Annotated in this window: 24 protein-coding genes; 8 read left to right on the top strand and 16 right to left on the bottom strand. The window is 65.3% G+C overall.

Translation table 11 applies throughout. The annotated features are described in order from the left end of the window. Positions 1 to 26: 26 nt before the first annotated feature. The 4 genes from ACFV4N_RS08385 to ACFV4N_RS08370 are packed head-to-tail and all read right to left on the bottom strand — an operon-like array spanning position 27 to position 1,448. On the bottom strand, positions 27 to 476 hold the full coding sequence (locus ACFV4N_RS08385; protein WP_499671813.1) for an RRQRL motif-containing zinc-binding protein: 450 nt from the start codon (positions 474 to 476) through the stop codon (positions 27 to 29). Beyond that, positions 476 to 901: a hypothetical protein gene (locus ACFV4N_RS08380; RefSeq protein ID WP_499671812.1), complete on the bottom strand. Its 426-nt coding sequence runs from the start codon at positions 899 to 901 to the stop codon at positions 476 to 478. The genes ACFV4N_RS08385 and ACFV4N_RS08380 overlap by 1 nt, the downstream gene beginning before the upstream one ends. Continuing rightward, on the bottom strand, positions 901 to 1,227 hold the full coding sequence (locus ACFV4N_RS08375) for a WhiB family transcriptional regulator (RefSeq protein ID WP_499671811.1): 327 nt from the start codon (positions 1,225 to 1,227) through the stop codon (positions 901 to 903). Before ACFV4N_RS08375 ends, ACFV4N_RS08380 begins: the two co-directional genes overlap by 1 nt. After that, positions 1,227 to 1,448: a helix-turn-helix transcriptional regulator gene (locus ACFV4N_RS08370; RefSeq protein ID WP_499671810.1), complete on the bottom strand. Its 222-nt coding sequence runs from the start codon at positions 1,446 to 1,448 to the stop codon at positions 1,227 to 1,229. Before ACFV4N_RS08370 ends, ACFV4N_RS08375 begins: the two co-directional genes overlap by 1 nt. 160 nt (positions 1,449 to 1,608) lie before the next feature. Here ACFV4N_RS08370 and ACFV4N_RS08365 point away from each other — a divergent pair, with 160 nt between their 5' ends. The 4 genes from ACFV4N_RS08365 (at position 1,609) to ACFV4N_RS08350 (ending at position 4,834) form a co-directional block, all read left to right on the top strand. Beyond that, the gene (locus tag ACFV4N_RS08365; protein WP_499671809.1) at positions 1,609 to 1,965 is read left to right on the top strand and encodes a hypothetical protein; all 357 of its coding nucleotides are present in this window, start codon (positions 1,609 to 1,611) and stop codon (positions 1,963 to 1,965) included. A gap of 193 nt (positions 1,966 to 2,158) precedes the next feature. Then, positions 2,159 to 3,649 (top strand): helix-turn-helix transcriptional regulator, encoded by a 1,491-nt coding sequence (locus tag ACFV4N_RS08360; RefSeq protein ID WP_499671808.1) that lies wholly within the window; start codon positions 2,159 to 2,161, stop codon positions 3,647 to 3,649. 11 nt (positions 3,650 to 3,660) lie between these two features. After that, a complete protein-coding gene (locus tag ACFV4N_RS08355) occupies positions 3,661 to 4,014 on the top strand; it encodes a hypothetical protein (protein ID WP_499671807.1) in 354 nt (117 codons plus the stop codon). Between the two features lie 106 nt (positions 4,015 to 4,120). Next, positions 4,121 to 4,834 carry a hypothetical protein gene (locus tag ACFV4N_RS08350; RefSeq protein ID WP_499671806.1) on the top strand — a complete coding sequence of 238 codons (714 nt, stop codon included), beginning with the start codon at positions 4,121 to 4,123 and terminating at the stop codon, positions 4,832 to 4,834. Between the two features lie 965 nt (positions 4,835 to 5,799). On the opposite strand, the gene eccCa is transcribed toward ACFV4N_RS08350, so the two are convergent. Beyond that, complete coding sequence (eccCa, locus tag ACFV4N_RS08345) at positions 5,800 to 9,831, bottom strand: type VII secretion protein EccCa (protein WP_499671805.1); 4,032 nt, start codon at positions 9,829 to 9,831, stop codon at positions 5,800 to 5,802. A 131-nt stretch (positions 9,832 to 9,962) separates the two neighbouring features. Here eccCa and ACFV4N_RS08340 point away from each other — a divergent pair, with 131 nt between their 5' ends. After that, positions 9,963 to 11,297: an EsaB/YukD family protein gene (locus ACFV4N_RS08340; protein ID WP_499671804.1), complete on the top strand. Its 1,335-nt coding sequence runs from the start codon at positions 9,963 to 9,965 to the stop codon at positions 11,295 to 11,297. 754 nt (positions 11,298 to 12,051) lie between these two features. Here ACFV4N_RS08340 and ACFV4N_RS08335 read toward each other — a convergent pair. The 5 genes from ACFV4N_RS08335 to ACFV4N_RS08315 all read right to left on the bottom strand — a co-directional run bounded on the left by ACFV4N_RS08335 (position 12,052) and on the right by ACFV4N_RS08315 (position 18,581). Then, positions 12,052 to 12,360, bottom strand: a complete 309-nt coding sequence (locus tag ACFV4N_RS08335; RefSeq protein WP_499671803.1) for a MafI2 family immunity protein — start codon at positions 12,358 to 12,360, stop codon at positions 12,052 to 12,054. Beyond that, positions 12,360 to 16,808, bottom strand: a complete 4,449-nt coding sequence (locus ACFV4N_RS08330; protein WP_499671802.1) for a DUF6531 domain-containing protein — start codon at positions 16,806 to 16,808, stop codon at positions 12,360 to 12,362. The genes ACFV4N_RS08335 and ACFV4N_RS08330 overlap by 1 nt, the downstream gene beginning before the upstream one ends. A 136-nt stretch (positions 16,809 to 16,944) precedes the next feature. Beyond that, complete coding sequence (locus ACFV4N_RS08325) at positions 16,945 to 17,238, bottom strand: WXG100 family type VII secretion target (protein ID WP_499671801.1); 294 nt, start codon at positions 17,236 to 17,238, stop codon at positions 16,945 to 16,947. Positions 17,239 to 17,252: 14 nt separating this feature from the next. Then, a complete protein-coding gene (locus ACFV4N_RS08320) occupies positions 17,253 to 17,588 on the bottom strand; it encodes a WXG100 family type VII secretion target (RefSeq protein WP_499671800.1) in 336 nt (111 codons plus the stop codon). A 114-nt stretch (positions 17,589 to 17,702) separates the two neighbouring features. Further along, a complete protein-coding gene (locus tag ACFV4N_RS08315; RefSeq protein ID WP_499671799.1) occupies positions 17,703 to 18,581 on the bottom strand; it encodes a MinD/ParA family ATP-binding protein in 879 nt (292 codons plus the stop codon). 261 nt (positions 18,582 to 18,842) lie between these two features. Here ACFV4N_RS08315 and ACFV4N_RS08310 point away from each other — a divergent pair, with 261 nt between their 5' ends. The 3 genes from ACFV4N_RS08310 to ACFV4N_RS08300 are packed head-to-tail and all read left to right on the top strand — an operon-like array spanning position 18,843 to position 20,282. After that, positions 18,843 to 19,154 (top strand): hypothetical protein, encoded by a 312-nt coding sequence (locus ACFV4N_RS08310; RefSeq protein WP_499671798.1) that lies wholly within the window; start codon positions 18,843 to 18,845, stop codon positions 19,152 to 19,154. Between the two features lie 47 nt (positions 19,155 to 19,201). Then, positions 19,202 to 19,957 (top strand): hypothetical protein, encoded by a 756-nt coding sequence (locus ACFV4N_RS08305; RefSeq protein WP_499671797.1) that lies wholly within the window; start codon positions 19,202 to 19,204, stop codon positions 19,955 to 19,957. Next, positions 19,950 to 20,282 carry a hypothetical protein gene (locus ACFV4N_RS08300; RefSeq protein WP_499671796.1) on the top strand — a complete coding sequence of 111 codons (333 nt, stop codon included), beginning with the start codon at positions 19,950 to 19,952 and terminating at the stop codon, positions 20,280 to 20,282. Before ACFV4N_RS08305 ends, ACFV4N_RS08300 begins: the two co-directional genes overlap by 8 nt. Positions 20,283 to 20,416: 134 nt before the next feature. Here ACFV4N_RS08300 and ACFV4N_RS08295 read toward each other — a convergent pair whose 3' ends face one another. The 6 genes from ACFV4N_RS08295 to ACFV4N_RS08270 form a co-directional block, all read right to left on the bottom strand. Beyond that, positions 20,417 to 21,019 (bottom strand): integrase core domain-containing protein, encoded by a 603-nt coding sequence (locus ACFV4N_RS08295; RefSeq protein WP_499671838.1) that lies wholly within the window; start codon positions 21,017 to 21,019, stop codon positions 20,417 to 20,419. Between the two features lie 96 nt (positions 21,020 to 21,115). After that, positions 21,116 to 21,607 carry a transposase family protein gene (locus tag ACFV4N_RS08290; protein ID WP_499671795.1) on the bottom strand — a complete coding sequence of 164 codons (492 nt, stop codon included), beginning with the start codon at positions 21,605 to 21,607 and terminating at the stop codon, positions 21,116 to 21,118. 201 nt (positions 21,608 to 21,808) lie between these two features. After that, a complete protein-coding gene (locus tag ACFV4N_RS08285; RefSeq protein WP_499671794.1) occupies positions 21,809 to 23,248 on the bottom strand; it encodes a Fic family protein in 1,440 nt (479 codons plus the stop codon). Continuing rightward, entirely contained in the window at positions 23,245 to 24,048 is an 804-nt protein-coding gene (locus ACFV4N_RS08280) for a hypothetical protein (RefSeq protein ID WP_499671793.1), read from the bottom strand. Before ACFV4N_RS08280 ends, ACFV4N_RS08285 begins: the two co-directional genes overlap by 4 nt. Positions 24,049 to 24,579: 531 nt before the next feature. After that, a complete protein-coding gene (locus tag ACFV4N_RS08275; RefSeq protein ID WP_499671792.1) occupies positions 24,580 to 25,002 on the bottom strand; it encodes an integrase core domain-containing protein in 423 nt (140 codons plus the stop codon). Positions 25,003 to 25,787: 785 nt separating this feature from the next. Next, entirely contained in the window at positions 25,788 to 26,096 is a 309-nt protein-coding gene (locus ACFV4N_RS08270) for a hypothetical protein (protein WP_499671791.1), read from the bottom strand. Positions 26,097 to 26,179 lie beyond the last annotated feature (83 nt).

The following is a 26,179-nucleotide window of genomic DNA, read 5'->3' as shown; positions in this document are numbered from 1 at the left end:
AACAACCACAAGAGTGGTGCTCAACATCAGGCCGCGCTCCCCTCGAACTCCTCGGCGGTGTCGGCGGCGAAGCAGTCCGCGCACTGCTTGCGCGGTCCCCGGACCATGTGGTCCACGTGGCCCAGGTGGTCCTGGCAGAAGCGGCGGGCGCGCATCGCCGCGTGGTGCGACCGCCACATGCCCGGCGTCATGGCCCGGACCGGCACCGCGACTTCTTCGCGCCACAGCTCGCACACCTCTTCGGTGCGCGCCGGGATGCGGTGCCGGAACACCAACAGCGCATCCGGGTCGGCGGTACCGGGCTGCAACCCCTTGGCGCGCAACTGCTTGCGGGTGTAGAGCCCGGCGGGCACCGCGCCCGGACGGCCGCGCCACCCGAACACCGGCAACCCGTCCCGGAGACCGCGACTGACCACCGCCATCCCGTTCCACGGCAGCACCACCGTGCGGAACTCGACCCGCGACCGGCGCCCCATCACGCCACCGCCGCGAGAACACCCAGCAGGTCCACCGTGGCCACGTACACCGGGTCGGTGTCGCGGTGCAGGCCGATCTTCAACAGCTCAGCGGCGCGCTCGATGTCGCCGCCGGTCAGGTGGTCCCACGCCTCCACACGGGCGGTCCCCGCCGACGTGGACACCTCTCCCACCGCCACCACTCGCACGTGCCCGTTGACCGGGTGCAGCTGGACGTGGTCGAAGCCCAGCACCAGCGCGGCCCGCGCTACCGCTTCCAACACGGCTTCACCCGTGGGCCGGTAACCGATCTGCAACGACACGTGGGCACCGGTGAGGAAATTGCCCGTACCACCGCGAACGTCCACCGCCCACACCGTCAGCGCATCGCCGTGCTCGGCCAACACCTCTGCGGCCACCGCGGCTGCCCTCGCCAACTCGGTCATCACGCCACCTCGCCCACGTGCACCACGGCGGCGGCCGGCTTGCGGCGCTGCCGGATCAGCTCCCGACGCTCCCCGGCGGTCATCCCGCCGCGCACGCCGTGCTGGTCGTAGATCGACCGCGCCAACTCCGACTCCAGGCACTCGACCCGGATCGGGCAGCCGGAGCACACCGCCTTCGCCGTCTGCTCCCGGAAAGCGGCTTGGTCCCGCGGCTCCCGCAGGTGCGGGGGCAGGTCGTTGGACGGGCCGAACCACAACTCCAAGTCCGTGTCCAGGCACGACCTGTCGGCCCAGCCGTCGAGCTTCTTGAGCGTGCTCTCGTTCATCACGCCACCACCGACATCTGCGTCGCCGGGGCCGACTGCTCGCACGCCTTCACGTAGTCCGCGATCGCGTCCTCCGGGATGCGCAACGCGCCCTTCCCGGACCCGAACTTCAGCGACCGCAGAGCACCGGACTCGATGGCCCGGTAGATCGTCGCGGGGGACACGTCCAGCAAGTCGGCCACCGCCTTCACCCGGAACATCCGGGGCGTGTTCGTCTCCACGTAGTGCTCCTGTCTGTGATCCCTGAGAGATGAGCAACTAGTGCTAGTGCTGAGATTAGTACTGAAACTAGCAGTGTCAACACATGGGAGGGGTCGTGGAGGGGGCGAGCGATCTGTAAGCGCTAATGTTGGTGCTGAAAACAGCAGCTCAGGAGGGTCTGTGGCCAAGGATTGGGCAGCCGTCGCAACGGCCATCACCACCCGTATGGCGGAACTGGACATGAAGCAGGCCGAGCTGAAGGCGAGGTCTGGCCTGTCGTTGCAGACCGTCCGGGAGATCCAGCAGAACCTCCAGCCGCGGGATCGCAGCAAGCGGACGCTGGCAGCGCTGTCGGAAGCGCTCGGGTGGCCTCGCGACCACCTGTGGTTCGTGCTCGAAGGGCACGACCCGGACGATCCGGATGCCGACGACCCCGTGCTGAAGCAGCTGGCGGAGTTGCGAGAACAGGTCAACTCGATTACCGCCCGGCTCGAAGCGATCGAGCGGCGGCAAGCTGACGACGACGCGCGATCATGAGCTTGCCTATGGCAGCCGAGAGCGCGTCGGCGCTGGCCTGAAGATCTTTCAGGGCTGTGCTCTTAGTCATGGAACGAGCACACCAAGTAGTCAACGGTCGATCGACCACGACGAATACCCGGCTTGAGACCAGACGGGGGACATTGAGGGGACATTGCGGGCTCAGGGCCGTTCAAGGTCCTAACGTGACTGCATGGTCGTGTCCCCTGAAGCCCGAACCCCGAACGTCGCGCTCATCTCCCTGCGGGAAGACGCCGGCCTCTCCCAAGAGGACCTGGCCCGCGAGCTGAACGACCTGGCGGCGCGCAAGCACGGCAAGCACCCCAACCTCACCAAGAAGACGGTGGGGCGATGGGAGCGCGGCGAAGTCGACTGGCCACAGCCGTTCTACCGCCGGCTTCTCGCTGAGCACTTCGATCGTGCGGTGGACGAACTCGGCTTCCGCCGACCTCAACGGGCGTCCACGCCCGCGGTGACGACGAGCGATGAGCTGCTGACGCTCGTAGCTGCGCCGGGCGCCCTCGACCCAAGGGTCGAGCAGGACCAGAAGCGCTGGAAGGACGCTCGGCAACTGCTGGGTGGGCACCGTCGCGCCTTGGCGGTCGCGGCGCAGCAGCTGTACCCCGACGGCCAGGTGCCGGGCCTGGAGGGAACGGGGGTCATCGCGCACCCATCCTGGATCCCGCCGAAGCCCGTACCACTCAACAAGGTTGTGCTGGACCTCGACACCCACTCGGACGCGCCGGCCATCAACGGTTCCGAGACCGAGAGCGCCCAGGTCCGCCCGCTTGCGTCGACCGAGCAGCGCTACCGGCGCTACAGCCACGCCATCCGAGACCTGGCGTCCCCGCGGCTGTTCGAGAACCGGCTCTGTTTCCGACTGGTCGGCATGGACTGGACGCTGCCGGTCATCCAGTTCCAGTTCGGAGTCATGGGCTTCTTCGACTCCATGGACACCAACGAAGCGCTGGCGCACGAGATGGCGATGCACCACCTCTCACGCGACCAACACGGCGACGTAACACTGACCCGCCCGTCGTGGCGGCGACTCGCCTTCCGCAAGCTGATCGGAGACCCGTTCGACCTCACCCGCCGTCCGCTCATGGGCGCGATCGGGACGCTGACCATCAGGGCGGGGGAGAGCCCCAGCATGATCCTGCACCAACGTGACGGCGGGCGCGTCGCTGGTGGCGGCAGCATGGCTCACCTGCTTCCGGCGGGAATTTTCCAGCCGTCAAGCGTGCTTCCCGAATCGGTGGCGAACGACTTCTCAATCTGGCGCAACATCCAGCGCGAATTCGCGGAAGAGCTTCTCGGGCATGCCGAATACGACGGCAGCGGGCAGCCCATCGACTATGAGCGCGTTGAGCCCTTCGCCTCGCTTGACCGTGCACTGGGGGATGGTTGTATCCGCGTATACTGCTTGGGTATGACGCTGGATGCGCTCACGCTGTCCGGCGACCTTCTTACGGTCGCAGTGATTGAGCCGGACACCTATGACGAGATGTTCAGGGACGCAGTGGACAGCAACGATGAGGGGACTATCCCCGCCAAGGCATTGCCGTTCGAAGGCAACACGATCGAGCGACTACGTCAGTCAGGGCACCTGTCTCCAGGTGCATCCGCTGCGATCCATCTTGCATGGTCGCACCGTGGTGAGATTCTGCACGGAACCAGGATGTGAGGTAGGGGCACGTGAGTTCACGGGATCTTGATACATACGAGGATGAGCTTGAGCAGTTCCGGCGAGAGATCAAAGACAAGGCGAGGCTACTTGATGAAACCAGCTACAAAGGGCCGGTCTGGTTAAGGCTTCAGGCGGAGATCGACCGGCTCACGGAGGAGATGTTGGAGTATGAGGCGAACATCCCGGAGCTTCAGAGAGCCGATCGTGACGAGACTCGACAGTTGCGGAAGTTTTCCGCCGCGCTTTTACTGGCCTCAACCTTGATTCTCGCATCCGTTATTCTCGGCTGGTTCTCACCATGGTGGTTGATCGGCGTGGGAGTACTGGCATTTCTAGGAACCGGAGGCTTATTGCCTGGCTAGGGAACTCTTGTTCGGGAATTTTATGACGCAAGTAGTGTGCCTTCGTTGTCGTTGTTTGCGGCGGTGGCGCGATCCGTATCTTCTGGAAAGTTGATAAAGGTTTCTAATGGCTTGGGAATGGGTTCCTCCTGTAGCAACTTTTGCTACGGGACTTACGGGTATGTACTTCACATACCGCACCGCCAAAAGTCAGCAGGGTGCCCAATTGGCAACATTGACAAAGCAGCTTCAAGGACAGCGAGAGGCTGAATTCGTCAAGGAAAAGCGTCAGGTTTACTCTGATTTCGTTGGTACGGTTGAAGCTGCGGTAATGGTGGGGCATATAGTTAAAAGTGTCCGCAGGAAAACTGAGGCGGCAGTGCTGGGAGTGTATCAAAGTCAGAATTCTGTTCGAACTGTGGAAAGTTTTGAAGAACTTCCCTTTGAGGTTAAAACAAGGCATAATGCAACTTTGAGGGAGTCGGTCGAAGGAATTTTCGGGTTGCAGAAATACTCGAATTTTTCGCCCACGTCTCTTGATGATTTGCTCTCCAGGGCGACCAAGGTTCAGATGATTGGGGACAAGGAAGTCTCGATATTGACCGGTGCGCTAATGGCGAAGGTTATTAATTACCTCAAGTTGGACAAATTTAGCGAATCTGATTTTGCTTCTATTCGCGGTGATTTGAGGGCTCTTGTGGATTCAATGCGGAAGGATCTCGGCATTGGGGATGGGTTGTCGTATCATGCCATGCTAACGCTTGATTCGGATACCGAAAAGACTGTGCAAGATATTGCCGACGCAAGCCTTGGTGTCGATTCGAGTGCAGGTAAAGAGTGAAGTGCTAGGCTTCGTTCGATTTCAGTTGTAGGGTTGGCTTTTCGTGTAACCTTACGTCTCTGTCGAAGTGAACTTATTGGATACTCCATGCTCTCCTGCTTCGCTTGGCGGTCCATCAAGTAGCGTGGCGCTGTGGACCATGTGTGGACCAGAAAGCCAGCAACGGCAGCAATACCTGAGGTGGTAGTTCTCGTGAGCCGATAGTGGAGACAGTGTTTTCCCTGCCGGGCGATTACCTGGACGTCCTGGGGGTCAAGGGGTCGCAGGTTCAAATCCTGTCGTCCCGACGGTCTGAAGAAGCCCGCTCGATCTGGGTATAACACCAGGTCAGCGGGCTTTTTCGTACGCTCGGTCCGATCTTGGAGCGACCGTCCACAGTAGTCTGTACTGGTCGGTAACCGCGTGTTTGGGAGGATTCTGGGAGGATCGGGTTGCGCGGGGCGAAATGGGGTCGCGTTGGCTAAAGCGAATTGTGTCCTCCGTTCGGGTGTTCTTCCTGGTGGTGATCGACGCGCGCTGCGGCGTTGTCCAGGTGGTCGTAGCTGGTGATCTCATAGATCGTGCACGCTGGCACCTGGTGCGCTGGGCCGTGCTGGTGGTGACAACGCAGGCGGTCTTCGCGGCGGTCGTTTGGGATGGTGCTCCCGGGGCATGTCCGGTCGCGGGACCGGGTTGGGCCAGGCAGGCTCCGTCGGTGAGTCGTAACGCTCCAAGGTCATCGTCGTGTCGATCGGTGGATGTGAGGGAGTCGGCAGTAGCTGCGCAGGTTCGAATCCCCGGCAGGGCTCGAGCCTGCGCAGTCGGCGATCATGCGTCTGACGTGTGGATTTGGGCGGAAAGGTCGTGTGCCGGTTCGTGTCTACAGGGTCGAATCGGCACCTCCGTAATGCCACGTCTTCGTCGGGCCGCTCAGGCTCCGAGTGCGTTCTACGTCAGGTTCGGATCGGAGCCTCCAGGTCCGAAGTTCATCGGTCGAGTGTGGTGTTGATGTGGGCGGTCTGGATCAGCACTGGTTTGCGGCCTTTGCGGACCAGGGTGCCGCGACCCGGTGGTTGCGGGGCCAGGTATGTGCCGGGCCAGATCGGGCCCTCCTGGCGTTCTCCGGACAGCAGGAGGCCGGCGCAGCCGACTTCTTTCATGCGGGTGAGCAGTGGTTCGTGCAGGGCTCGGTTGGCGCCGCCGCTGCGGCGGGCCAGGACGAGGTGGAAGCCGAGGTCGCGGGACTGGGGGAGGAATTCGATCAGTGGGGCGAGGGGGCCTGGGCCTCCGGTGGTGGAGGCCAGGTCGTAGTCGTCGCAGAGCACCACGATCTCCGGCCCCTTCCACCACGACCGGTCGCGGAGTTCGGCCGGCGTGACGGTATCGGAGGGCAGTCGGCCGCGGAGTTCCTGCGCCAGGGTCGCTGCCAGGGCGGCGACGACTTGTGTGGTGGGTGCGTAGGCGCCTCGGTAGTCCTCGGGTACGACGTCGAGCAGGGTGCGGCGGACGTCCATGACGGCGAAGACGAGTTGGTCGTCGGTGAATCGGCTGGTGAGGTCGTGGACCAGCAGCCGCAGCAGGTTGGTCTTGCCCGAGCCCGTGTCACCGAGGACGAGCAGGTGCTGATCGTCACCGAACAGGTCCACGAAGGTAGTGCGGAGCTCGGCTTCGTCGACCCCCAGGCGTGCTCTGCGTTCGTGTCGGGAGACCTCTGGCAGTTGGTCGAGGGTCACGAGTGTGGGCAGCATGCGCAATTCGGGGACACGTGGTCCGGTCCACGCGTGGGCGATGTGGCGGACGGCGTCGTCCAGTGCGGCCTGTGTGGTGGCGGGGCTGTCGATGCCGTCGAGGCGGGGGAGGGCGATCTGACCGATGAGTTTGTCGGTGGTGAGGCAGCGGCCTCTGGTGTCGGCGGTGCGGACGTTGTCGGCGGCTTTGCGTTCGATGGAGGAGTCGAGCGGGTCGTTGAGGGCGATTTCGATCTTGGAGCCGATGGTGGCCTGGAGTTGCATGCGCAGGTCTGCCCAGCGGCCGGTGGTGAGGACCAGGTGCACGCCGTAGCCGAGGCCGCGGGCGGCGATGTCGTGCACGAGGTCGGCGAGGTCCTCGTAGTCGTTCTTGAGGACCGGGTAGTTGTCGATGATCAGCACGATGTCGGCGGCGGCGAGCTGGGGCAGTCGTCCGGTGCGGTGCAGGTGGCGCATGGCGTCGGCGGAGTCGATGCCGTGTTCGGCGAACAGGCGTTCGCGTTCGTCGAGTTGGGTGACGACTTCGGTGACGGTGCGGCGGACCCGGTCGGTGTCCAGGCGTCCGGCGACCCCGGCGACGTGCGGCAACCCGGTCAGCTGTCCGAGGGTGCCACCGCTGAGGTCCACGCAGTAGAAGGCGAGGTCGTGCGGGGTGTGGGTGATCGCCGCACCGAGCACGAGGGTGCGTAGCAGCGTCGACTTGCCGGTCTGCGGCGCCCCCATCACGCACAGGTGCCCGCCCGCGCCGGACAGGTCGACGGTGAGGGTCTCCTGGGTCTGGTCGGCGGGTCGGTCGAGCAGACCCAGGGGGATGACCAGCCCGCCGCGGGCGGTGGTGTCGAGCACGGTCAACCCGTAGGCGTCCTGTTCGGTGAGTTCACCGGTGACGGCGTCGAGCGGGAGGGAGGTGGGCAGTGGGGGTAGCCAGATGCGGTGGGCCTGGTTGCCGTGTTTGCCCAGCCGCTGCACGACGACGTCGAGCGTGCTGAGCTGTTCCACGGGCTCGTCTTCGACACCGGTCGGTTCCGGCGGGGTGGTGCGTTCGAGCCACGCCTTGGTCTCGTTGTAGAGCGGGAACGGCACCGGGGTCGGCGGGGCTTCCACGATCTCGTGCCCGGCGGGCGGTCGGTACGGGCCGGAGACGTAGGCGGCCTTGAAGCGGTCGAACACGGTGGTGTCGAACTTGAGGTAGCCCGAACCCGGCAGCGGGGGCAGGTGATAAGCGTCAGGGCGGCCGAGCACGGTGCGCGATTCCTGCTCGTTGAACGTCTTCAAGCCGATCCGGTAGGACAGGAACGACTCCAGGCCGCGCAGCTTGCCCTCCTCCAGCCGCTGGGACGCCAGCAGCAGGTGCACGCCGATGGAGCGGCCGATCCGGCCGATGGCGATGAACAGTTCGATGAAGTCGGGCTTGGCGGTGAGCAGTTCGCCGAACTCGTCGATCACCACTAGCAGGTTCGGCAACGGCGCCAGCGGCTCACCGGCGTCCCGGCGGCGGTTGTACTCGGTGACGTTGGGCAGGTTGCCCGCAGCCAGCAGGATCTCCTGCCTCCGCTTCATCTCACCCTGCAACGCCTCGCGCAACCGGTCCACCAGACCGGTGTCGTCGGAGAGGTTGGAGATCATCGCCGAGGTGTGCGGCAGCGGCCCCATGCCCGCGAACGTCGCACCGCCCTTGTAATCGACCAGCACGAGCGCCAGCCGCTCCGGAGGATGCGTCATGGCCAACGTGAGCACCAGCGTGCGCAACACCTCGGACTTGCCCGAACCGGTCGCGCCGACGCACAACCCGTGCGGCCCCATCCCGTGCTGAGCGGCCTCCTTGACGTCGAGCACGACCCGCTGCCCGGTCGGGCCTACGGCGAACGGAGCGGTCAGGAAGTCCGCCAACGGACGCGGCGCCCACAGCGTGTCGATGTCGTAACTCGCCTCGTCGGCGATGTCGAGCAGGCCCCGCAAGTCGACGGTCGCCTCCAGCGGCGCGTCATCGTTCTTATCCGGCACCAGGCGCAACGGCGAGATGTGCCGCACCAACGTCTCCACTTGAGCGACCGTCACCACGTCGGCACGCCCTCGCGGAGCGCCCCGCATCCGCCGGGCCACCGCGGCGGCCTCGTCGTCTCCTGCGGCCGCCTTGCGCAGGTCTTCGACCAGCACGTCGCCGCCGTCACAGGTAACCCGCACGTCGACGTGCGACGGCTCGGCGGCGCGGTGCGGCACCAGCACGACCGTGCAGACACCGAGATCCCGGCCGGAGGTGTCCGGGGCAAGGTCGCCCAGTAGGTCGACCTTGCCGACCGACACCTGGTCGACCACCAGCACCAGCCGCCCGCCGCGGACCCGTGCCCCGGCCTTGCCGCCGAAGCGCTGCATCTTGGCCAGCTCTTCGACCCGGCGGGAGAGCTCCCGGTTCAGCAAGGCGGCGAAGGACACCCGATCCGCCGCTACCAGCCGGCTGGGCGCGGGGCCGTCGTACGAGTCGGGGTCAAGGGAGTGCGGCAGCCACTTGACCCAGTCGAACTCCGGTGCCGCTGTGCGCCCGAGGCACCAGGCGACGCGCACGTCATCCGGCGCATGCAAGGCGGCGACCTGGGACACGATCGCCCGCAGCGCGTTGCGCGCCTCACCGGGCGGTCCGACCACTGACACCACACCGTCCAACGGCACGGCCACCGGCATGTCCTCCAGCACACGGTCGCGCTCCACCAGCAGCGTCGCCGCGGCCTGGGTGATGGGGTCCAGCTCCACGAGCGGGTTGTCGGTCAACGGCAGCGTGACGCGCCGCCACAGCTGCTCCTGCCCTAGGCCGACCCGGGTCACCAGGAAGTCCGGATCGGACAGGCGGCGCTCCCACAAGCGGTGCGGATCGTCGACCAGGTGCACCAAGCCTGCGGGGTCGGGGTGCCGGTGCAACGCCGTGACCCGCTGCTCGCGCCGTGACTCCCGCAGGACCTCCTGCTTCTCGTCCAGGTAGTCCAGGTAACGGCGGCGCTGCGTCGCGAACCGCCGCGCCGAGCCCGTCCGCTGCGCCACGAACATCACCACGCCGCCGATGACGGTCACGGCGAGCATGACCGTCCCGGCGACCAGCATGATGGGGTTGCCGTAGGACACGAACATCAACAGTGACCCGCCACCGCCCAGAATCGGCAGCACAACCTGCATCGAGTGCGCAAGCCCACCACCGCTGTCAGGCACGGTGGGCGGGGCCACGAGTTCGATCGACGTCAGATCCAGCTGAGGCGGCTGCTGCCGCGCGGGCCGGTGCACAACCCGCTGCGCCATACCGCTCCCTTCCCCGCCGAACCGCGTACCGGCGATTACTCCCAGCGTCTACATTATTGCGATCCGCTACCAGCGAGACAGGAAGTGGCACAGCGATGCCCACTCGTTTCACAAGGGTGACCGTGATGGCCGACGGCCGCCAAGCCGACGTCAGCCTGCCCGCGCAACAACCCGTCGTCACCCTCATCCCGCAGCTTCGCGCGCTGCTATCGCTGAAAGCCGAACCCCCCGGCGGTCCCTGGACCCTCTCCACAACCGCCCACGGGATCCTCAATCCCGAGCGCAGCTTGGACGACGCTGGCATCATCGACGCAGCCGTCGTCCACCTTACGCCGCCGCAAGAAGCGCCGGAGCCGCCGTTCGTGGAAGACGTGGTTGACGAGGCCGCCGCTCGCCTGGACGGCGCCCGCACAGTCGGTGAAGGGCTGGAGTGGGTAGGTGATGCACGGGTTGCGGGCATGAGTGCGTTGGCCGCTGCGGTGTTGGTGTTCTCGGCGTTGCTCTGCACGACCGTGGCGGACAGCGGTCCACTCGTGTTCGCCGTACTGATCATCCTGGGTGTCGTGACGACCGGACTCACCAGGTTGCTGCCTAGACGAGGAGGGATGTTCACAGCTCTTGCTGGCGTTCCGGTGTGGGCGCTGGCGGGCTGGTGCGGCTCGATGAACTGGGGATACGACCCGGTGGTGACCGTCGCGGTGTCGACCGTGGGTGTGGGTATCGCCTTCCTGCCATTCACGCTGCTCGGAGGTCGGTACCTAGCGGTGGGCATCGCCGGTGGTGTGCTCGGTTCCTCCTCGTTGCTCGTCGTGATCCTCGTCGTGGTCGGCCTGCCGTTGGACCGCACCATTGCCGTGACGACGGTGCTCTTGCTCGTCGTTATCGGCTTGGCACCGCAATTCGCGGTCGCGAACTCCGGCTTGGTGGACCTGATCCGAGCCGAGGAGCGAGCGGAGCAGGTGAGACGCGCGGGCCTGACTCGTTCGGTAGCCGTTGGACAGTCGCTCGTGAGCGGAATCGCCGCGGGTACGGCCGTCGCCGCGAGTGTGGCAGTCGCCGTGCTTCTCCTCCAGCCTGGTGTACCTGCTCCGGCGCTCGGTGCCACGACGGCGCTCATCTTCGCGCTGAGGTCACGTGCTTTCACCAGGGCCGAGCACGTCTTCCCGATACTGGTCGTCGCGACCACCGGCCTAGCCACCGCTGCCGCGGTCACGCCTCCCCGGCTCGGTTTGGCCGCTGTCGGCGGCACCTTTCTGACGACTGGACTGCTGGTGGCGGCCGTCGTGGCGATCCTCGCTCTGAGCGCCATCCGTCTCGGCGACATCACCGCCGTGCGTCTGAGCCGGATGGCTAACGCCCTGGAAACCATCGCCATGATTCTGCTGGTTCCACTCGTGTTCCTGGTGTTCGACGCGTATGACTTCGCGCGCAGACTGGTGGCATGCTGCTGAACCACAGGCATCTGAGAGCGGAGAGGTGTACCCGATCTCGGCCCGGACGACACCTCCGTGTCGGCACCGGTCGGTCATGGGGTGGGATTGGGTCGGTCCGATGGGTCGGTACTGTCTGGGAGTTGCGGCGTCGCGTTGCCGCCCGGCTCGACGCCGTCATGTGGGGAGTCGACCTCATGTCCCAAGACCCCCACCGTCGGGGCTGACCCGGAGGACTTCTCCGGAATAGATGTCTCCGTGCCGGTGAACGGGCCGAGCGGGTCCGGCGTTCGAGCATGAATCGCTCGGTGAGCTGCGGGCAGTCGTTGCTCTGCGGGCCAATCGCTGGCATCGCGGTCGTCGCAGTGGCGAAGGCCATCGTCCTCTTGCTGAGCCCCGGCGCACCCGCTGCGTTGCTCGGAGCGGCGGTCGCGCTCATCGTCGGGCTGAGGTCGTGCTTGTTCACCGTGTCGAACATGTCTGGTCTCATTGGCCGTCGCGGCGACTGGCCTCGTAACGGCGTCAACCGCGCCCCGGTGGCTGGATACGACCACCGCAGGTGCTCCACTGCTGACCACGAGGCTCCTGTTGCTCGCCTTCCTGGTGATGTCCGCGCAGAGTATGGCCAGTCCCGACGACGTCACCGTCGCGCGCGTTCGCGGGGTGGCCAATACCGCGATGGTTCTGGCCGGCCCACTGGTGCTGCGAGTGTCAACGCCTGCGACCTCGTGCGCGGACTGGCGTCGCAAATGTAGAGAGAATACCGGTCTTAAAGTCACTCCTTGGCCCAGTAAACAACTCGGTAGCGTTTTTCTTTCCAGTCTTCCCCTGGAGGGCCGACATGTACTTCCGCCGACAGGGCAGGGGCGTCCATGTCGTATTGAGCGTCGAGTTCGAGGAGCATGTCCTCGATCTCCTCTTCGGTATCGGCTGTTATTTCTCTGAGTGCGAAGTGCACTGTGATATTGTCTGGAGAAGTATCCAAAAAGATCGCTATCATATTTCTCGAAATGAGCCCGGCGAACGCCTGTACTGCGTACAGTACCGCCCAGTTCTCTTGGTTCAATCGATCGTCGTGGGTCATTACGGCCCTGCTATCGGACTGGCTGGAACGACACTGGGGCTGGAACTCCCCTTGATCAGGAAGATGTTGGTGGGCTGATTGATAAACCCCTTGGCTACGTTATTATTGAAACCCGTTATGCTGTCATACCTGACTTGGACCGATCCACTTCTAGATATTCCCATAACCGTGGCCTCGCCGGAGTGAAATGCGTTCAGCACTGCTTGGGCTTCCTCGGGTGAGTTGAAGTATCCTCCGTGCCTGTAGCCTGGTCCTGCGAGGTGGCGCGCCTGCTTTTGAGGACTTATTTTGGTCGAGATCGACTGTCGATCGATAATCGCTCCGCGAGAGTCCGCGATGAAGCGTGGCGGACCGCTTGGGCAGGGTGCCAACCCGAGTGGGTCAATCCAGAAAGTGGGATTAGTAACGTAGGCGTGCGGATCTGGCGAGGCGGCGAGCCCCAGCGGGTCCGGAGACGTGTATCGATTTGTATCTGGATCGTAGAAGCGGTGGTAATTGTAGTTGAGACGACTCTCCTCATCGAAATATTGGCCAGGAAACCGTAGTGGCGTATGTGTGATTGTATTGCTGCCTGACGCTTCCGCTCCCCACAGAGAAGCGCGTTGGTGCCATACCACTTGGCCATTGGCGCCCACCAGTTCGTGAGGTGTGCCGATGAGATCGGTAACGATGCCATGGAACTGCTCGTCCACCCACTCCTGCGGGGCGTCGCGCAACGACCTGCGTTCGGCCTGACTGACCGGGCGAAAGGTGCCCGGTTCCCAGTCCCAGGTGGTCGTGAGGCCCGTGGAGTCGGTCTGCTCCGCCAGCACCGCGTGGTCCCAGGCGAAGTCGATCCGTTCTACGACGTCGTCGCCAGCGTTCAGACGTTCCTTGGCGACGCGCCGTCCGAGTGGGTCGTAGCGGTACTGCCAGCGTTCGCCTTCCGGGGCCGTCACACTGACGAGGCGGTCGTCGGCGTTCCATGTGTAGCGCCACGTCAGCGGCTTGGCGGATAGGCGCTTGTGCTGGCGCAGGACGACCCGCCCTTGAGCGTCGTGTCGGTACCGGACGTTGCCCGCGCGCTGAACCAGAGTGCCGCTGTACTCGTGCTTGCCGAGTGCGTCGGTCGAGTCGGCTGGCCACTCGGCGTTGGTGATGTTACCCGCAGTGTCGTATGTGTACTGCTCGGTCCATCCTTGGCCCTGCACGGCGGTGATCCGGCCGACCTGGTCGAGGTTGAACACCTTGGCGCCGGATAGGTGGTCGACCAGTCTGGTGAGGTAGCCGTCCACTCGGTACTGGTAGGCGCGGCGTTGGACCAGGCGGTTCTGGCGTGTCGATTCGTGGCCTGCGGTCAGGGTCTGGGTGAGCAGGCGATGGTTGGTGTCCCACTCCTGGGACAGCACGACGTTGTCGCTGAGGTGGCGTTCGACCTCTCGTCCGGCGATGTCGTAACCGAAGCGGATGGTGTGTCCGGCGGTGTGCAGAGCGGTGGGTCGGTCGTTCGAGTCGTACTCCCACCGGCTTTCGGCGCCGGAAGGGGTGTGCCGACGCGTACGGCGGCCGAGGGCGTCGAACTTGGAGTGGACGCTGCGCCCGTTGCAGGTCTCGGTTACGACCCGGCCGAGAGCGTCGCGCTCGAAAATGACTTCGGAGTCACCATTGACGGCTCTGATCAACCGGCCTGCGGCGTCGTGCTCGAAGGTCGCAGTGTCGTCGTCGGAGTGGCGCGCGACCACGTCGCCGAGCGGATTGCGGACGAATCGGGTCGTCTGGCCGACGCCGTTGATGCGTTCGGTGAGGCGGCCCGCAGCGTCGTGGAAGTAGGTGAGCACGCGGCCGTTGAAGTCGGTCTCCCGTACGAGGTTACCGGCTTCGTCGTGGTCGTACCGCCAGGTCAACCCCTGCGGGTTGACGACTTCAACCAAGCGCAGTTCGGTGTCGTAACGAAATCGCAGGCGTGAGCCGTCCGGTGCGGTGCGTGCGGCGGGGAGGTCGAAGTGGGTGAACTCGGTCCTCGTTACCTGCCCTAGCGCGTCGCGGTGCTCGACGAGGTTGCCTTCGCCGTCATAGGACCAGTGCTCGGTGGTGCCGTCGGGCAAGGTGCGCGAGGCGAGCTTCCCTTCGACGGTCCAGGTGAGACGCGTTGCACCGCCGATCGGGTCGGTGATGGTGGTGACGCGCCCGGCTTCGTCGTAGGTGTAGCGGGTGATGGCTCCGGCGCGGTCGGTCACGATCGTGGGCAGTCCGGCTGCGTTGGTTTCGATCCGCTGGGTGTTGCCGAGCGCGTCGGTGATAGTGACGAGGTGCCCGCGCTCGTTGTATGAGTACGTCGTGGTCGCGCCGGTCGGGTCGGTGACCGCGGTGAGGTTGCCTCGCTCGTCGTACTTGCGTCGCCACGTCGTGCCGTCGTAGTCGACCAGTTCGACCGGGAGCTGGAGGTCGTTGTACTCGGCGCGGGTCCGGCTTCCGTCCGGTCGGGTGATCTCGATGAGGTTGCCCGCTCGGTCGTAGATGTAGTTGGTGGTGTGGCCGAGGGAGTCGGTACGGGACAGGAGGCGGTCGTAGCGGTCCCACTCGGAGATGGTGGTGTTGCCGCGCTGGTCGGTCTTGCGGACTACTTGGAACGCCTCGTTGAGCTCGTACACGGTGGTGTGCCCGAGCGAGTCGGTCACGATAGTCACCATACGTTCGGTGTCGTAGTCGAAGGTGCCGTTGAGGACTCCGTCGGTGCCGGCGGTCTTCACGCAGCGGCCGTGACTGTCGAAGGTATAGTCGTATCGCGTGCCGTTGCGGTCCTGCCACCTGGTGATGCGGCCTTCGCCGTCATAGGTGAACCGGAGCGGCAGGCTGGAGCTGTTGATGACGCCGGTCAGCCGGTCGTCGGTGTCGTACTCATAGCGGATTAGCTCCGTGTCAGAGTCCTGGCTGTTTCCAAGCAGACGCAATGCTGTGATCAGGCCATGCTCGATGTCGACGCCGATTCGGTAGCCGCCGGAGTGCGTGACGCCGGTCAGGACACCGAGCTGGTCGTACTCGAGGTCGATGCGGTTGCCGTTGCGGTCGGTGATTGCCGCGAGTGGGGACACCCGCTGGTCGAGGTGGCTTTCGAAGTGCAGCGTGTGGCCGACCTCGGGATCTGTGATGGTGTAACGGCCATTGCCGTCCACCGCCAGCGGGCGTCGTGGCCCTTCCAGGGGAAATACCGGTGCTTCCACCGTGGGAACGGGGTAGAACAGGAGCATGCCGTCGTCTGCGGCGTAGGACACACCCTGGTCGTCGACTTCCAGCCGCTGGTCCAGCGTGGACGCCCACGAGGAGCCGAACCAGCGTCCAACTCGGTAGGACGAGATGTGGGTGCGTCCGAGTACCAGCGGCAGTGCGCCAGGCAGTTCGACATCGGTTTGGGGAAGAACGTTCTCGCCCGTGGCGACGTCGATCGGGTCCTTCTCGCACGTGCGCTTGGACACCGGCGTAGCGGTCTGCCGCGGTGTGGCGACATTCGGCCGAATCGCGGCCTTGGGGCCGATGTGCAACGCGCTTGCGGTCGGGATCGGGGTCCTTACCGCCCCGACGAGTTTCGATACCAGTGGTTTGGCCAGCTTGCCGATGCCCGGCAAGGCCAGTAGCGCTCCGTCGATCAGCAACGTCTTCAGGTCGCCCTGGCCGGTGGCCGCGTAGATCGAGGCGTCTATGGCGAACGCGGCGGCGCCGGTAGCCACGGCCAAGGGGAGCATGACCGGGGTCAGAACGGGGATGAAGGCGAGGATGCCCGCGACCAGCGAGACAATCTTGAGTGCGCCAGAGAGCGATTTGAGGGCTTCGACGTTGTCGGAGATGAAGTCGCCGATCGCGGCGCCGATCTTGGCCAGGCCCTTGGGGTTTTCCTTGAACCGCATGCCTTCGGCGTCTTTGATGACGCGTTCGCAGGCGTCGGCGGCTGCGGTCATGCGGGAGCGAAGGCCGTTGGCCTTGTCGACGCATTCCTGCCAGGCGCGTTGGGCTTCGGTCAGGGCGGCGTTGGCCGCGCCGGCATCCGAGCGGTAGGTGTCGGGCTGGTCCGGTGGGCGGTCGGCGGTGGCGCGTTCATGTGCGCGGTCGGCTTCCTTGGCGTCAGAGACACGGCCTTGGGCGTTGCGGACGGCTTCCCACAGCGACGGGGCGCGTTGGGCGATGGGGCGCATTTCGTCCTGGAGGGTGGCCAGGGTGCCGGCGAAGGTGTCGAGGGCGGTGCCGACCTTGCGGTACGCCTCACCGGTGGTGCGCAGGTGGGGCGGCATCTGGTCGTTGAGGCCCTCGCGGAACTGGTCGCCTTCGGGGCCGACGAACTCCTGGGTGTTGAGGCCGGTGATCTGGCCGGCGGCTTCGGTGGCGGCGTCGCCGAAGGTGGACCACGCCTTGGCCGAGGAGCGGATCGTGGAGGGGTCGCCCTCCATGCGGAACAGGTGGGCCGGGAAGTCGGCCACTGCGCCTCACCCCTTGTGTGCGGACGGCATCGCCCCGATGCCGCGGAAGACGGAGGATCCCGTGACTCGACCGGCCCGGGACGCGTTCGTATGTCCTCGGGCCGGTCGGTTCGTGCTCGTGCGCTCCTTGCGGGTGTCAGCCCTGGAGGGCGCCGCGGACCTGGCCGCGCATCTCCTGCACCGAGGAGGTGGTTGTGCCGAGTGCCTGGGTGACGGAGTCGAGGATCTGCTTGACGGTGTCGGCGGCGTTGTTCCACTTGAGCTGGATGCCGTCGTAGAGCTCCATCTCGTCGCCCTCCCAGTTGGCCTTGACCCGGTTCACGAACCCGGTCAGATCGGCCAGGCTGGCCTGGATGCCCTGGGCGACGGAGGCGATGTCGCCCTGCGCCGTGCCCGCGGTGGCCTCGTCGTAGCTGAAGACGTCCGGCATGTCGTTCTCCCTTGTCAGCCGCGGAACTTCGCGGCGTCCCAGTTCGCCGAGGCCATGGTCGAGTCGAGCTGACCGGTCTGCTCGGTGTGGTAGGTGTCGTAAAGGCCGCCCGCGTTACCCACGCGGCCCTTGATGTCCTCCAGCGCCTTGTTCAGGTCGGCCATCGCCTGGTTCCAGGTGTTGGTGAGCTGGTCCCAGCTCTGGAACGCCGAGCCCTTCCACACCGCGGGCAGCGGTTCGATGGCGGAGATGAACGACCGGGCCTGGCTGTTGAGCGCCGCCACCGAGGTGTCCAGGTTGGTGGCGTGGGTGTTGACCGAGTTGTCGGTGATCGAGAACTTCGTACCCACCGTGGTCCCTCCAGTGAGAGAGCTGGACAGCGAGCTCCAAAGGTGACGGTTCGTCATCGAATGGTCGCTCAGTGCAGCAATTAGAGCAGATGCCGCAAGTCGCGGCATCATCCTTTACTGCTTCCGCACTATTGCGGAATCCTGCAGCCCGTCCGTCACCTCGACCGCGAGTCGCAGCGCCGCACGCCGCGTCACCTCGCGCAGGGCGTCCCACAACGGTGGTCGGCCCTCGGCGAGGGCCGGGTCGTACGGCAGCACGTGCAGTGGTAGTCCCAATGCCTGCCGCGCGTACGGATAGACCAGGGTCGCTTGACCTGGCGGTTCGACCAGTACGCACCGCACGAGGCCGGGCAGGGTCAACGGACGGGTCGCATGCAGGTGCTTCAGGTACGCAAGCATCGCCGTCATGCCCTGTTGGGTTGCGGTCCCGACCACGATGATCCGATCGGCGCGTCGTAGCACACCCGGCAGCACACCGGTGGCCAGGTCGGCAGGCGTGTCGGTGACGATCGCCCGGTACCAACGACCCAGACGGGTGACCGCCACCGCGTACTGCTGCGCGCCCAGCGGCCGGCCGGCTTCCTGGGGCGCCACCGAGAGCACATCCGGACCATCGGAATGGGCCAGGTGTTGCCGAACCCAGCCCAGACCGACCGAAGCCGGCACGGGCGGCGTGTCCGGGCGAGGCCGCTCCAACCTGAAACCCGCCAGCACAGCATGCCAGGACCCGCCAGTAGATGCGTCCAACCGCTGCCGTAGCCCCGGCGTTCGCGTGTCCACGTCCACCGCCAGCACCCTGGTCGGTCCATACTCGGCCAACAGTGACGCCAACAGTGCTGCCACGGTCGTCCGGCCCGCACCGGCTTCAGCGCCGACGACGGACAACGCGCTGCCCCGCAGCAACGACCGCGTCAACAACTCCTGCTGTCGCCGCACCTCCAACAGTCGACTCGTCAGCACCGGGTTGACCGCCTGCCCCAGCAACCGAGCCACCAGTCGCAGCCGGGTGACCGGCGGGCGCCGCCCTGTCCGCGAGGGGCGGGCTCGCTCCACGGGGAGACGTTCGGTGTCCTCGGATCCAGGCGCAGGGGGGCGCGACACCTGGACGTGCGAGTGGGACATCGACCCTCCCGATCCGAGGCACCGCCTCAGTGACACCGCCAAATCGCGTACTCGGTGATGGCGAGTAGCGGTATCGTCTCAGAAAGTGACCACGCATGTGATCGTCAATACGGGTAGTGAGGGAAGCCGTCGATGACCTACGTGCAGTACCCCTACGCGACCCTGATCAGCCTGGGCAACAACCTCACCACCATCAGCGACAAGCTGAAGGAAGGCGACCGCGGCGCCCAGGACTGCCACGGCCTGGACAACGCCGACCATGGCCGCATCCAGAGCGCCATCGAGGACTTCCGCAGCGAGTGGAAAACCAGCCTCAAGACCCTGCTCGAGGACATCGGCACGTGGGGTGGCCTGTCCAAACAGATCGGCCAGATGGTCGCCGACTTCGACGGGCAGCTCGCCAACGCCCTGCGCCCGAAGAACGACGGCGCCACCCAGCAGTGATTACCCTCCCGCCACCCAGGGGACCGCTCGACCAGCCAGGAGACCGCGTGACCGGCACCTCGCCGCCCACCGACCAGATGATCCAACTCAACCACCACGCACCCCACCCACCCTTCGCCTGGTACGTGTCGATCCCCTCGACCTGGGCACTGCTGGACACCAACCCGACCACCTGGCAACTCAGCCTCACCCGACTGGTCGACGAGCGCTTCGCCGGCCGATCACTCCGAGCGGCCGACCGCCGCGCCGTGACCACCTTCCTCGAACAACTCGTCGCCGACTGCCAACGCGCCGGAACCGTGCTCAGCATGGTCCAACTCGGCCGCATGACCACCGGCCAAGTCGGCAGCGCCGGACTCCACCTGGCCTGGTTCAACTCCGGCCACCAACCCGCCGGCCTCGCCCTCGTCCGCGAATCACTACCCCGATCAGGCACCACCGAGGAACTCACCACCCCGGCAGGACCGGCCCTGCTGCACACCGACGAAGCATCCACCGTGCCACCAGGCGGCACCCTGCGCGTCCGCTCCCGCGTCCAGCAGGCATACCTGCCCCTCCCCGGCACCACCTGGACCGCCGTCCTGAGCGCCGCCACCCCGCACCCCGAAATGCACACCGTGCTCGACGAAGTCCTCCGAGCCGTCATCACCAGCATCCAGCCCGCGCAGCAGGACGACGAATTCCCACCCCCTCCGCACGACACCGACGACAGCTCGGGCCCCAGGGCAGCCGTATCGGGCGTGGAAGACGGCTTCGGCACGATGCTCCGACACCGCGTCGACGGCGACAACGCTCATGAGTGACCAAAGCAAGATCGTCATCGAAGCACACAAGATCCGCACCGCCACCGCCACCGCAGTCCTGCTCCACGGCTCCCGACGCGGCCCTCGAGACCTGCGCAACCCCTTCAGTGCGCTCATCGCCAGCTTCGTCCTGGCCGCCGTCCTCCTCATTGCCATCGCCGCGGCCACGATGATCAGCAAGGCGCTCGACGAACGACGGCAGCAACAGCAACGACGAACGGTCGGCAACTCCGTACCCACGGCCACTAGCCAGGAACGACCAATCGCGCTCCTGCCGGAATCGTGGCGCTCTCTGCACGAGGCTGGGCATGACATGGCAGATTGAGACGCCCTCCCTGACCGGACTGCGTCGATGCGACCGCTCAGATCCTTCGGGTTCAACGCGTGTCAGGTGCCGAGATCGTCACCGACCCGCGTAGGCCGGTGTTGCCCGCACCCGATCCGGCCAGACTGCATCAATCACTCGGTTGACATCAGTGCTCCATGTTGTCGATCTTGTATTGCACATACTCGTATGCCTCGAGCAGGTCTCCGAACTTGTGAGGTGTCAAAAGGCGACCACGTGGCCTGACCTGCGGTTAGGCTGCTACGGGTTCGTACTCGTTGATCAGGCCACCGAGGACTTGGTCGACGGCGTATTGAGGTGTAGTCCGCCTCTGCGATCGGCCGGTCCGGTCGTGGTGGTGAGAGCTGTAGGGCTTGGTGTGGTCGGCGGTGGTTGTAGTGGGTCGCGTAGCGGTGGAGTACCGCCCGCAGGTGGTGTTCGTTGAGGATGAGCAGGCGGTCGGTGGCTTCGCGTCTGACGGTGCCGACGGATCGTTCGGCGTGGGCGTTGGCTCGTGGACGCCGTAGGGGAATCTTCACGACCTGGATGCCGGCGTCGGAGAGGACCGTGTCGAACGAGGTGGTGAACTGGCTGGCCCGGTTGCGGATGAGGAACCGGAAGTCGTCTGTCCGGTCGCCGAGAACTACCAGTAGGTTGCGGACTTGTTGGGTGGTCCAGGGGTCGTCTGGGTTGGCGGTGGTGCCGAGAATGTGGACATAGCGGATGGCGACCTCCATCACGAAGAACACGTAGACCCGCTTGAGGGTGACCGCGCAGTCGACGTGGAAGAAGTCGCAGGCCAACATGCTCGCGGCCTGGGCGCGGAGGAACCGTCACCAAGAGGTGTCGGTGTTGCGCTGGGGCGCGGGCGGTACCCGCAGGCGCTTGAGCACGCGGCGAACCGTTGTAGCGGCTACCCGGTGGCCGAGCTTGAGCAGCTCGCCCTGGATACGGCGGTAGCCTCTCCTGACGTTCTCCCGGGCCATCCGCCCGATCAACGCCACAATCGTGTCGTCGATCGGAAGTCGGCCGGTGTAGCCCGGGTACGTCCACTTCTTCGCGACCAGACGCCGGTGCCACCGCAGGGCGGTGCCCGGCGTCACCAAGCGGTGTTGCCGTAACCAGCCAGGCATGCGTCGGACCAACGCGGCGAGCACCGCGCGATCGGCCCAGTCCAACCGCGGGCGGGGACTGACCCGGCGCAGCACGGCGACTTCGTGCGGCAACACCAGCAACTCCACGTCCTTGACCGCCGATGACCGGCCGAGCAAAACCAAGCAGTCGACGACCCGGACGAAGATCAGGTACAGCAGTCGTAGCGCCACGCCTCACGATCATGCTCCTACAGCTCGTGGTGCGCGATTACCGCAGCTCAGCGCCTCAGTGCAGAGTTCTGAAACCTCACAGGGACCGCTGGTCGCATGTGCGCATCCTGCGCAGCGTCAGATCGTCGTCGGCTTCGTGCTCGCACCAGCCGTAGCCACTGACGTGCGTGCCGAAGTCCAAGGAGACATTGATCAGTGAGTTCACGGCTTGCCGCCCGTGTAGCCGAACGTCAGTAGGTCCAACGCCAGATAGCAGACGAAGATCTTCTGGGTGTGCCGCCTGGGGAACACTGTGAGGACCCGGTGTTGTACGAGGTGGCGAATGATTTGGGCGGATGTTCGGCTGCTGAGGCCGTAGCGGGTCTCCAGCATGCGATGGGTCACTGCCGGGCCGGTGACCAATCCGCTCACGACCCGAGCAACGGCCGGTGATGCGGGCACGTGACGCAGCAGGTCCGTTCGGAGCCGCTCAAGTTCCTCGATCAGCCGGAGTTGGGCCAGTGCTGTATCACGTACGCCGTTGGCGAAGAACTCGACCCATCGGTGCACTGGTCCGCCGGAGACGAGGTCGCGGATCCGCCTGTGGTATTCGGCCCGGTGGTCGTCGTACCAATCGGAGAGAGGGAGCAGGTGGTCGGCCAGCAGACCTGTCCCGATCATCTCCAGAGCGGTGTACAGGCGAGCGACGTGCCCGTTGGCGGTCGGGAAGGGCTGAAGCACTTCCAGTTGGTGGTGCGCCAACGCGATCTTGGCCAGCCGGGGGAGGCTGGACTCCGATCGGGTCCACGTCGACCACTGTTCGAGCATGGCGACCAGGTGGCTGCCGGTCGCGGTGAGAAGGTACGCGTGCTCCGCCGCGCCTGGACTCAACCACCCTTGGTGGGTGCGCAGTCCGTGACGCCCCGTGAGGATCGCGTTGATCTCGGCCATCAACTCCGCGTCCACCGGGGCTCCCGAGGCAGCACGCTTCGCGCCGTACTCCGCAGCCGTCACGAAGCCGCCGACCGGCTGCGGCATGGCGGAGCGGTCGTCGATCAACGGGAGGATCAGGCTCGCCGGGTTTTTGTCGTCCCGCGCGTCGCGGATGCATTGGACCAAGGAGAACACCTGGCGGTCGGGCAGGCGATGGACTGCTTGGTCGAGTCGACCGAGAACGTGCTCGGTCTCGGCCAGGACGCGATACGTGGCTGCGGGCAGGGCCACATCGGCCGGTAGGGGTGCAGGCACGTAGGCGCCTTCATGGCGAAGCAGGAGGGGAACCTCCTCGGACACATCGTCGACCGCAACCCAATGCCCTGGGGGCAGCGGCCTGCCTGGTTCTCGTGGTCGAGGCGACTCGGTGCTTTTCGCGATGATGTCGGAGATCACCTCGGGTGATGTCCGCCGTCGCAGCGTCCGGGCCGATGCGATGCCGAGCGACGTGCCCTCCATCTGCTGGAAGTACTCGACGATGGCATCAGTCGCGTCACCGAGGTCGATGCCGGTGCCGAGGGAGTGGATGAGCTGATCCCTGATCGGCCGGAGCAAGGAGAGGAGCTCGGCTCGACGGGGAAGGGGGGCGCGGTCCTGCAACAGGCTCAGGACGGCGTACGACTGGATGATCAAATCCCGGTCTGGAACCCGGGCGCGCTGGTCGTTCATGCCCGCTCCCGCCCCTCCCGTCGACGAAGCGACTCGTCCTTGTGCCGCTGCAGCATCTTCTTCACCGCGTCCACCTTGATTCCCAACCGTTTTGCGATGGTTCGGTGGTCGGCATCATCGAAGATGATCGCCCGCAATGCTTCCTGGAGTTGGTCGCGTTGTGCCTTGGCGATCTCTTTGTGGATCCAGTCGTACGTCGCGATCGCATCGGCGGGATCCTGAAAGGTGCCGCAGGCGAGGAGCAATCCGCTTTCTGACTCCACCGCAAGCCCGTAGGCCGCTGTTTGGAGCCGATACTCGTTCTCTCGGACCCAGCGACGGAAGACAGCCGGAAAGGCGAAAACACAGGCATTCAAGAAGAAAGTCCGCAGGCTTGCCCCGCCATCGAAGGACCACTCTCCGCCTTCGAGCGCATCTTGACGGAACTTACGGAGCGCATGGGCGACTACTTCGCCGATGAGCTCTTGTCGGCTGTCTGCGGATCGGTGAAGGTTCTCCCGCAGGCTGTCGGGGCAAGTCACCGGGCGGCCCCACTCGGCGGTTCGCTGGTAGATGGTCCCGCGCAGGATCCATGAATGCAGGACGGCCACCCCGTAACCGACCAGTTCAGTTGCGAACCACTCGTAGCGCGGGCCGGCGAAGCCGTCTTCGCGCAGCAACTCGACTTGGCGCTGGTCGGCGAGGCGCCGGTGCAGTCGTTCGGCTGCGGCTTGAGCCTCCACGTCGTCGGCGTCCGGTTCTAGGTCATCCCAGCGGGTCGACAGCGATGAGTGCTCGCTGTCATCGCTGGTCGCGTCCATGCCTAGCCCTTCGCTTGTGCCGTTGTACCGCTCATAGGCCGTGCTGGCACGACTTGGTGACAGGAATTTTGGCTGAGGTTTCCGGTCACTTCCTGGACACGGACAGACCTAGTCCTCGGCGCAGGACGGGATGTGCCCGTCTGCGACGAGGGAGGCTCGGATGCTGCCCTGGCTCGTTCTCGGGCATGTTGTGTTCTCGTCGGTCCTGGAGTGGAGGTTGACTACCGTCGTCGCGTCGTCCTCTGACCAAGCTCAGCGTCGGGACGCCGTACGCCTATTCGGGTACATCTGGGGAAGCGGCACAGCGGGAATCGCGTTCACTCTCACCCTGGTCGGGTGGTGACGTGCCGAACCCTCACGCCGAAGGAGGCCGCTAACACGATCATGGCCACGTACCTCGATCGTGTGGTTCGCTTCCTGAAAGCGGACTTGACGGTGCTTCGACTACCGAGGCTGTCGACACGCGCATGACACAACTCCGAAGCGCGCCGGGCGGGCATGGTGTGCCGCTCGAAAAGTCATCGTTGCTGGTCAGGCAGCCTTCCTGCACTCGTTGATGAGGCCGCTGAGGATGTGGGTGCGGTGCAGTCTGTGGGTGTCGAGGTCGTGCACGGCGGTGGGGCGCTGGTGGATGTTGGGTGGTAGTTGGTCGCGTGCCTGGTGGGGCCGGTGTCGGTTGTAGTGGTCTTCGTAGGTCGTGAGGACTTGGCGGGCATGGCTTTCGCTGGTGATCCGGACGTGGTGGAGGACTTCGCGTCGGAGGGTGCCGATGACCCGTTCGCAGTGGGCGTTCATCCGCAGTGCCTGTGGCGCGCTTTTGATCACGTGGAGATCGTCGGAGTGGAAGACGGCGTCGAACGCCTGGCTGTACTTGCCGTCGCGGTCGCGGAGCAGGAAGCGCAGGGACTCCATCCGGTGTCCGAGGTCGGCGGTGAGGTTTCTGGCCTTGTGCATGCCGACAACGCCATCCGCGCAGGTCGGGCAGCGTGGTGGTACTCGTTGAGGATGCTGCCTAACGGCTTTCGATGGCAGAGGCGCTGTCGGACAGCGGGTGCGGGAACGATCGGTCCGTCGCTGCGGCGTTCTGCTTGGGCGAGTTGTCGCCAGACCGAGCGCAGCCTCAGCCACTTGATCTGGGTCAAAGCCGGGAGGACGGGGCGGCTCGCGCCGCGGGGAACCACCTCCGCGTGCGCGGGGTTGAGCCCGGTAAGGACGCCAACGGCAAGCCGATGCCGGGACCATCCCCGCGTGCGCGGGGTCGAGCCCACCCTGTGGGGTGCCATAAGTCGGCCTCGCAGCTCTGACCTGCGAGTTGAACCGCCGTAGCGTCGTGCTGTCGATCAAGCGGTGTCGAAGAGGCAGCTGTCCTGACTGCAGCCGTGATGCTCCCGGCGAGAACTGTGGCCACTTGACGACCGCACATGTGTTCGACGGTCGTAGCGGTCGACATGAGTTCGCTATGAGAGGAAGATGGGAGGTGATTGGGAGGATTCAAGGAGAATGAACCGGAGTGAACTGCAATGAAGTGCGTTCAACTGCACCGTCGCCACCTGCTGATTTAGTGTTTCCGCAGGTCGGGGCATGATTTGGGCAATTCTGGAGGAGGAGTCTGCACCATATCGATTGGTCAAGGGGTCGTCTCTTCAGGTTCAACTGAAGGCGACTCGCAGTGTCCTGGGTGACTCTACCGCTCTGCATGGTGAGGCTGCTCGAGGTGCTTGTCGGAAGCGGCTGAGGGTTCACAGTGCGACATCGCGGGGCTGGCGATAGCGGTAGTCGTGGTTGGAGGAGTAGCCGAGGTCCGCGGGCAGCGGCGTGATCGCGGCGGCCATGATGTGGTGCCGGGGTTGCGGTGCGCCAGACCTTTGAGGATCAGGGCGGAGTGCAGCACCAGGTCCGGTTCGACCGCAGGGCGGCTTGAGCGTGGTGGCCCAGTCCGACCGGAAGGCGCGGGTGCGCTGCTCCGGCTCGTCCAAGGTAGCTTCGGCCGGGTCGTCGGTGCGCAGTGCGGCACCCGGCAGGATCGCTGCATTCTCGCGCGAGCGCACGACTGCGGTGGCGGTCTCCTCTTGGCCGTTAGTGCCCGTTTCCGAGCTTGAGCAGGTGAAGGGGCTTGGTGCGCAGACGAGGG

Origin of the sequence: Actinosynnema sp. NPDC059797 (genome assembly GCF_042732085.1) — a bacterium.
Lineage (GTDB): Bacteria > Actinomycetota > Actinomycetes > Mycobacteriales > Pseudonocardiaceae > Actinosynnema.
Note: the sequence above shows the minus strand (reverse complement) of the source record. Positions and strands in the feature narration are given on the sequence as shown.